This window comes from Acinetobacter sp. 161(2023), assembly GCF_037027805.1.
In the GTDB taxonomy this organism is placed as follows: Bacteria; Pseudomonadota; Gammaproteobacteria; order Pseudomonadales; family Moraxellaceae; genus Acinetobacter.
Genome location: NZ_JAZEYD010000050.1, coordinates 1 through 872 on the forward strand (window position 1 = coordinate 1; position 872 = coordinate 872).

Annotated in this window: 2 protein-coding genes; both read right to left on the reverse strand. The window is 42.1% G+C overall.

Features of this window, described 5'->3' with window-relative positions; all coding sequences use genetic code 11:
• The coding region (locus tag WA249_RS18890; protein ID WP_335957794.1) for an IS6 family transposase at window positions 1-279 on the reverse strand (279 nt) is incomplete at its 3' end.
• Entirely contained in the window at window positions 212-829 is a 618-nt protein-coding gene (locus WA249_RS18895) for a cation:proton antiporter domain-containing protein (protein WP_079263707.1), read from the reverse strand. The genes WA249_RS18895 and WA249_RS18890, both read right to left, overlap by 68 nt.
• Window positions 830-872 lie beyond the last annotated feature (43 nt).

Consider the following 872-nt stretch of genomic DNA (forward strand, 5'->3'; position numbering starts at 1 on the left):
TCGGTATAGATATGCCCATTTGCCATTCACTTTTACGTAAGTTTCATCCAGATGCCATAAATGTCGATCTTTAGGATTACGCCAATACCAACGTAAACGTTTTTCCATTTCAGGAGCATAACGCTGAACCCAACGATAAATCGTGGTGTGATCGACATTTACTCCCCGTTCAGCGAGCATTTCCTGAAGTTCACGATAGCTGATGCCATATTTACAGTACCAACGGACGGCCCAAAGAATGATTTCGCCCTGAAAATGACGACCATGGAAAGCATTCATCTGCTGATCCTTTAGCTAAAAGAGTATTTAGCTTACCATCAGCAGCTATTTGCAACAGTGCCACAATTGCCAATAAAGGGACAATCAACAAGTCTTCAAACAGCAGAATCGAGACAATTTTTTGTCCGCGTGGTTGAGCAATGTCTCCACGATCTCCCAAAAGTTGCATTACAATTGCAGTCGAGGTGAGTACAAAGCCTGCAGCACACACAAAACTCACTTGCCAAGAATAGCCATAGACCAAGCCTACAGCCGTTAGCCCCAATGAACAGGCACTAATTTGTAATGTACCTAATCCAAAAATTTCTTTTCTTAAACTCCATAAATACGATGGACGCATTTCTAGTCCAATCACAAACAGATACATCACAATACCAAGCTCAGCGATATGCAGAATAGACGCAGAATCGTAGAAAAATGCCAGTCCAAATGGACCAATAATTAATCCTGCAATTAAATATCCCAATACCGAGTTTAATCCTAGGCGCTTGATTAAGGGGACTGCGATCACTGCAGCCGTGAGCAATATGACAGGGGATAGAAGGCTGATTGAAACGTACCGGGTTTGTCGGAGACTTTTTTATTTAAGTTAG